We start from the raw sequence: 6,944 nt of genomic DNA, 5'->3' as shown, positions 1-6,944 counted from the left end.
GGCTCGGGGGGCGCTGTGGGGGGCGCTGTGGTGTCGGAGGGCATCGGGCTGCCGGCCAAGGCCGCCCTGGCCGCCGGTATCGCGGTGGCCACCGCTGCCGGGGTGGTGTTCGCCCTGGCCGGTGAGGATGCCGAGCCGGCGCCGCAGGCGCATCCCGCGCCGCCGCGGGCCGCCGCGCCTGCCGTGCCGGCGCCGGAGCGGCCGAGCCCGTCCGCGTCAAAGCCGCCTGCGGGGACCCCCGCGCCCGCCGCGAGCACGCCGCCGGCCTCGCCGAAGCCGGCGTCGGCCGCGCCGAAGCCGCCGGCGCCTCCCTCGCCCACGCCGTCGGCTTCGCGCAGCCCGGCGCCGGCGCCTCCCGTGTCCGCGACGCCGTCCTCTTCACCCCGGCCGACGCCGCCGCCCGAGCCGGCGCGGAGCTACCGGCTGGCCTCGCTGGGGTACTCCGCGCTCGGCGACCACCGCGGGCCCGAACTGCGTGCCTGGCCCAGCAGCTGGGTGTGGCAGCGCTGGACGATCGGCATCGCGGACCGGCAGTACGGGCAAGGGCTCACCGTAAGCGCCCGTTCATCGGTGGAGATCGCGCTGAACCGTCAGTGCACGTCGTTCTCCGCCCGGGCCGGAGTGGACCGGCTCTCCCTCCTCTCCGACGGCAAGGTCCGCTTCTCGGTGTGGGCCGACGGCAAGCGCCTGTGGCAGTCGGCTCCCCTGGGCCGCACCGACCGGGCCGCCGCGGTCGAGGTACCGCTCACCGGGCACGAAACGATCCGCCTGATGGTGGAGCCGCTCGGCCAGGGCCCCAGACCGACCCTGGCCAGCTGGGCCGACGCCGTCCTCACCTGCCGCTGACCGCACCCGCCTGCGCGCCGGCCCGGCCGGCCGTACAGCGAGCAGACCCTCCCCCTGGCGGCTGTCGGCCGCGGAAGAGGTGCCCGGCCTGCACCGTCGGATCGGCGGCATCAGAACCGAACGGGCTTCCGCCGACGGGGCCGCTTTCGCCGGGGGGCGGGACACGGCCGCCGGAGCGGGAGGGGCAGGTGTCTGTGGGGCCCGTATGCCTCACCCTCCCCCTGGCCGTTTCCCTCGGGCGTCCCGGCAGAGAAATTGCGCCCCCGAACCATCAACTGCCCGGGACACCCCACCCCCGACCTCCTCAAGACAGTGCCGCCCGCGGCTGCGGTACGCCGTTCGGCACGGCCCTGCGGCGCGGGGTCGTGGTGCCTGTCCAGCAGGTGCCGCGGCGGGACAGGAGGCGGCCCAGCCAGAGTTCCATGGAGACGAGTTCGGCGAGCCCGTCCAGGGGGACGGGGCGCCCTTCGGCCGCGTCGAGGAGGGCCTGGCGGACCACGCGGGCCTCGATCAGGCCGGCGTCGGCCAGGAGCGGGGCGGTGAAGAGGGACAGGAGGGTGGTGAGGGCCGCGCGGAGGCCCAGGCGGGTCGCCGTCTCGTTCGGGGCGTGGGCGGGGGCGCCCCAGCCGGGCGGGAGTTCGCGGACCCCGGCCGAGGAGAGCACGCTGCGCAGGATCGCGGCGCGGGCTCCGGGCTGGACGCGCAGCGGGTCGGGGAGGGCGCGGGCGGCCCGGACGACCTGGTTGTCGAGGAACGGGGCGTGGAGGCGCTGGCTGCGGACCTCGGCGGCCTGTTCGAAGACGCGGTGGTCGGCGGCGTGCCGGGTCAGGGCCGCGCGGGCGCGGCATTCGCCGGGCCGCAGGGAGAGCGGGGGCCGGCCGGCGGCGGTGGCGAGGCGGATCGATACTTCCGCGAGTGCTTCCCCGGTCAGCCAGCCCGCGGCCGGGCCGGGCCGGGACCAGGTCATGGCGGCGAGGGAGGCGTCGACCGGGCCGCCGGGGCCGGCGGGGCGGACGTCGCCGCCGCGCAGCCGGGCGGCGGCGGCCTCCATGCCGGTGCGGTACGGGGTGCGGGCCAGGCGGCGGGCGGCCGCGTACACGGAGAAGGGGACGGTGAGGGACTCTCCCGCGGCGGGTGCCGAGCGGGCCAGGGCGGCCACGGGGCGCAGGAGGTGGCGTCTGCGGCGGTCCATCAGGAGGTCGGCGAGGCGGGCGGGGTGGGCGTCGAGGACCTGGCGGGCGCCGTGTCCGACGAAGTGGTCGGCCGAGCCGGCGGCGAGGCGGCGCCGCTCCCGGGAGGCGTGGACGAGGGAGGGGCCGGGCTCGTCGGTGAGGGGCCCGTCGAGGTCGGCGTACGGGAGGGCTTCCTCGGCGGCGGCGACGACCACGTGCCGCAGCCGGGGGTCGGCGGCGATGGCGCGGGCGCGTTCGAGTTCGGCTTCGCGGCCGCCGGGGGTGGCGAGGTCGTTGAAGGTGACGGCGAGGAGTCGTTCGCCGGTGCGTCCGAGAAGGGCGCCGGGGGCGCCGGGCAGGCCGGCTGCGAGGAGGGCCAGCGTGGCGGAGGCGCTGCCGCCGGAGAGGTCGGCGCCGACGCCGGGCACGGGTGCGGGCAGGCCGCGGGCGGCCCGCCGTTCGGCGGGGCCCATCCCCGGCACGGGGCCGGGGTCGTACGGCTGGGTCTCGGGGGCGTGCCGCGGGGCCGTGAGCCGGGCGCGCACCGCGTCCACGAGTGCTTCGCGTACGCCCTCCACCGCGCGCTCGGCGTCGGCCTCGGGGGCGGCCACGGCGAGGGAGGCGACCGGCTCGTAGCCGGTGATCTCGCGGGAGCCTTCGCGCAGGATCAGGGCGTGGCCGGGCGGGATGCGGCGCACGCCCTCGTAGGGGGTGCCGTCGCCGAGGGCCTCGGGGCTGTCGGGGCAGGCCAGGAGGGCGGCGAGGTGGCCGATGTCGAGCTGGGCCTCGATGAGGTCGGCGAGGGGGAGGGCGGCGGTGGCGTAGGCGGTGCCGCCGGCCCACGGGGTGTGGAAGACGGGGCGGGCGCCGGCGAGGTCCCCGACGACGGTGATGCGGCGGCCGGCCTGGACGACGGCGGTGTAGCTGCCGGACCACTGGGTGAGGTGGCGCAGGGCGCCGCCCCGGGCGGCGGTGAGGGCGCGCCGCAGTTCGGCGTCGGTGGCGCCGCAGCAGCCGAGGACGGCGATGCGGGTGAAGGGGTCGGCGGGGTCGGCGGTGAGGGTGCGGATCTCGTCCGGGCGCCAGTCGCCGACGGCCCACAGCGGGTCGGGGTCGCCCCACAGGAGCTGGGCGCCGACGGGGACGACGGTGCGCTCGGCGTCGCGGCCGGCCGGGTCGTCGGGGTGGGCGGCGTCGGCGATGCCGCCGGTGACCGGGCCGTCGGAGCCGTACCCGTGCGCGTTCCCGTGCACATACCCGTTGCCGGTCCCGTACGCGTACCCGGGCTCGGGGTCGCGGGCGGTGCGGGGGCGGCCGCCGGGGCCGACGCGGCCGGCCGTGCCGAAGCTCGCGGCGATACTGCTCCACCCCACCAACCAGCGCACCGCCGCCTCCCCAGCCCGTGGGCAATCGACCGGGGCCGCTGCGGCGCGGGCAGCGCGAGGGCGCGGCCGGCCGGACCCCGGGTGGCTCGGGACCATGCTGCCACGAGACGGGCGTGCGGGAGTGGTACGGGAGGGCGCACGTGCGAACGAACACACCGCAGTCACACGGTATTTGGCGTTCCGTTCCCACCGGCCCACAGGTCGGTTTCGGCCATTCTCAGGCCGTGCCGAGTGCACCGCGCACAAGGGGACCGGCGCGGCCGCGGCGGTGCGCGGGCGCGGCCCGGGAAGCGCGGCGCACCTCCCGGACCGTTCCGCCACCCGCGGGGATTGGGGCGGCGGCATCCCCCGGCCCGCCGGATCCACGCAGCGGGCCGACCCACGCACGGCACATCGAATCGCCGGGCCGGGCGGCCGGCCAGAGCGCACGGGCGGGCGCACGGCCACACGGGCGGAGCACGCGGTCGGGCGCGCGCCGTCGGCGCCGGGCCGGGGCGGACTGTGCGGGCGGACAACAATCCCGCCATACGGAAGTCGGGGCCTTAACGCTTGGGAGGCGGGGAACTACGCTGGGTTTACGAAATGCCGGGCGCCTATGCCCCGGCGGCGTATGAGTTGAGTGCGTTCCGCGTGTGACGAGGGGTGGCGCATGTCCAGGGAGCTCCGCGAACCCAACGAGAAGCTCGGCGCCGTCCTCGCCCTCGCGGGCATCAGCAACGCCGGACTGGCCAGGCGCGTCAACGACCTCGGCGCCCAGCGGGGCCTGACACTCCGCTACGACAAGACGTCGGTGGCCCGGTGGGTGTCGAAGGGCATGGTGCCGCAGGGCGCGGCCCCGCACCTGATCGCGGCCGCCATCGGCGCGAAGCTGGGCCGGCCGGTGCCGCTGCACGAGATCGGCCTGGCGGACGCCGACCCCGCGCCGGAGGTGGGCCTGGCCTTCCCCCGCGACGTGGGATCGGCGGTGCGCTCGGCCACGGACCTGTACCGGCTCGACCTCGCCGGGCGCCGCGGCGGCGGCGGGATCTGGCAGTCGCTGGCCGGCTCCTTCTCCGTTTCGGCGTACGCGACGCCCGTCTCGCGCTGGCTGATATCGCCCGCCGACGGCTCGGTGGCGCGCGGACCGGCGCCGCGCGGCGCCGCGCCCGGCTCCGCCCCGGACGACCCTGCCGCCCCTGCCGCGCGGGCCGTGCCGCCCGCCCCGCCCGCGCCGTCCACGGTTGTGCCCCCGCACCCTTCGGGCGAAACCCCGCCCGCGCCGCACGCCCCCGCCGCGCCGGGCGGCGCCCCGGCGGCGGCGCCTCCGGCGGTCGTCGGCCTGGCCGACGCCTCGCCGCAGCGCGTCGGCCACAGCGACGTCAGCAAGCTCCGCGAGGCCGCCGAGGACGCGCGCCGCTGGGACTCGAAGTACGGCGGCGGGGACTGGCGCTCCTCGATGGTGCCCGAGTGCCTGCGCGTGGACGCGGCCCCGCTGCTGCTCGGCTCGTACAGCGACGAGGTGGGCCGCGCCCTGTTCGGGGCGACCGCCGAGCTGACCCGGCTCGCCGGCTGGATGGCCTTCGACACCGGCCAGCAGGAGGCCGCCCAGCGCTACTACATCCAGGCGCTGCGCCTGGCGCGGGCCGCCGCGGACGTCCCGCTCGGCGGGTACGTGCTGGCGTCGATGTCGCTGCAGGCTACGTACCGGGACTTCCCCGACGAGGGCGTCGACCTCGCGCAGGCGGCCGTGGAGCGCAACCGCGGGCTGGCCACCGCGCGCACGATGAGCTTCTTCCGCCTGGTCGAGGCGCGGGCGCACGCGAAGGCGGGCGACTCGGCGGCCGCGGGGGCGGCGCTGCGGGCCGCGGAGGGCTGGCTGGAGCGGGCGCGGCCGGGCGACCCGGACCCGACGTGGCTGGGCTTCTATTCGTACGACCGGTTCGCGGCGGACGCGGCGGAGTGCTACCGGGACCTCAAGCTGCCCCGGCAGGTGCGCCGCTTCACGGAGCAGGCGCTGTCGCGGCCCACGGAGGAGTACGTGCGCTCGCACGGTCTGCGGCTGGTGGTGAGCGCGGTCGCGGAGCTGGAGTCGGGCAACCTCGACGCGGCGTGCGCGGCGGGGACCCGTGCGGTGGAGGTCGCGGGCCGGATCTCGTCGGCGCGCACGACCGAGTACGTGCGGGACCTGCTGCAGCGGCTGGAGCCGTACGGGGACGAGCCGCGCGTCGCCGAGCTGCGCGAGCGGGCCCGGCCGCTGCTGATGGCCCCCGCGTAGCCGTCCTGTCGGTGGCGGGGTGCAGTATGCAGGGGTGGGAGGTGGCGGCTTGGAGGACAGCGTGGGCGGCGCCGCGGTGCGCGCCGGGGGCAGGGCCGACTGCGACGTGGTGGTGGTCGGCGGCGGGATCGTCGGGCTGTCGACGGCGTACGCCCTGTCGCGGCTGGCGCCGGGGACCCGGGTGGTGGTGCTGGAGAAGGAGCGGGGGCCGGCCCGGCACCAGACGGGCCGCAACAGCGGTGTCATCCACAGCGGGATCTACTACCGGCCCGGCTCGCTGAAGGCGCGCTACGCGGTGGGCGGGGCCGCGGAGATGGTGAAGTTCTGCGCCGAGCACGGCATCCCCCACGAGGTGACCGGCAAGCTGATCGTGGCGACGGACCGGGAGGAGCTGCCCCGGCTGCACGCGCTGGTGCAGCGCGGCCGGGAGAACGGCATTCCGGTGCGGGAGCTGGGGCCGGCGCAGATCGGCGAGTACGAGCCGGAGGTGCGCGGGGCGGCCGCGATCCACGTGGCGTCGACCGGTGTCGCGGACTACGGGCTGGTGGCGCGGCAGCTCGCCGAGTCCTCCGGGGCGGAGATCGTCTACGGGGGCGCGGTCGACCTGGTGTCGCGGCGGGCCGGCGGGGTCGCGGTGCGGACGACGGCCGGCGTCGTCGTGCGGGCCGGGGCGCTGGTGAACTGCGCGGGCCTGCACTGCGACCGGGTCGCCCGGCTGGCCGGGGACGACCCCGGCATGCGGATCATCCCCTTCCGCGGCGAGTACTACGACCTGGCGCGGCCCGGGCTGGTGCGCGGGCTGGTCTACCCGGTGCCGGACCCGGCCTTCCCGTTCCTCGGGGTGCACCTGACGCGGGGGATCGGCGGCGGGGTGCACGTCGGGCCGAACGCGGTGCCGGCGCTGGCCCGGGAGGGGTACGGCTGGGGCGTGGTGCGGCCGCGGGACCTCGCGGACGAGCTCGCCTGGCCGGGTGCGTGGCGGATGGCGTGGCGGCACTGGCGGTACGGGGCGGGCGAGATCCGCCGCTCGCTGTCGAAGGCGGCGTTCACGGAGGCGGTGCGCCGGATGCTGCCCGCGGTGAACGCCGAGGACCTGCGGCCGGCCGGGGCGGGGGTGCGGGCGCAGGCCGTCCTGCGGGACGGGACGCTCGTCGACGACTTCCTGATCCGGGAGGCGCCGCGGACCGTGCACGTGCTGAACGCGCCGTCGCCCGCGGCGACCGCGTCGCTGCCGATCGGGCGCGAGATCGCCCGGCGCGCCCTGGACAGCCTGGCCCGGGCCTGAAC

The 6,944-nt window shown here is 77.8% G+C and carries 4 protein-coding genes and 1 pseudogene; 3 read left to right on the top strand and 2 right to left on the bottom strand.

Annotated features, from left to right (window positions below; genetic code table 11):
* Window positions 1-320, bottom strand: a pseudogene (locus tag EF903_RS35955) (RNA polymerase subunit sigma-24); the annotation flags it as partial.
* Between the two features lie 37 nt (window positions 321-357).
* On the opposite strand from EF903_RS35955, the gene EF903_RS35495 reads away from it, so the two are divergent.
* The gene (locus tag EF903_RS35495; protein ID WP_312845966.1) at window positions 358-846 is read left to right on the top strand and encodes an NPCBM/NEW2 domain-containing protein; all 489 of its coding nucleotides are present in this window, start codon (window positions 358-360) and stop codon (window positions 844-846) included.
* Between the two features lie 304 nt (window positions 847-1,150).
* Here the strand turns inward: EF903_RS35495 and EF903_RS25995 are convergent, their stop codons facing one another.
* Window positions 1,151-3,403: an asparagine synthase-related protein gene (locus tag EF903_RS25995; protein ID WP_390335738.1), complete on the bottom strand. Its 2,253-nt coding sequence runs from the start codon at window positions 3,401-3,403 to the stop codon at window positions 1,151-1,153.
* Window positions 3,404-4,052: 649 nt separating this feature from the next.
* Between EF903_RS25995 and EF903_RS25990 the strand changes: the two genes are divergently transcribed.
* The gene (locus EF903_RS25990; RefSeq protein WP_125547119.1) at window positions 4,053-5,657 is read left to right on the top strand and encodes a sporulation protein; all 1,605 of its coding nucleotides are present in this window, start codon (window positions 4,053-4,055) and stop codon (window positions 5,655-5,657) included.
* A 49-nt stretch (window positions 5,658-5,706) separates the two neighbouring features.
* Window positions 5,707-6,942 (top strand): L-2-hydroxyglutarate oxidase, encoded by a 1,236-nt coding sequence (gene lhgO, locus EF903_RS25985; protein ID WP_260615927.1) that lies wholly within the window; start codon window positions 5,707-5,709, stop codon window positions 6,940-6,942.
* Window positions 6,943-6,944: the final 2 nt, after the last annotated feature.

Source organism: Streptomyces sp. WAC05292 (assembly GCF_003949955.1).
GTDB lineage: Bacteria > Actinomycetota > Actinomycetes > Streptomycetales > Streptomycetaceae > Streptomyces > Streptomyces globosus.
Note: the sequence above shows the minus strand (reverse complement) of the source record. Positions and strands in the feature narration are given on the sequence as shown.

Excerpts from the sequence above, each read along its gene's own strand:
- EF903_RS25990 (WP_125547119.1), top strand. The coding sequence starts at position 4,053 with ATGTCCAGGGAGCTCCGCGAACCCAACGAGAAGCTCGGCGCCGTCCTC.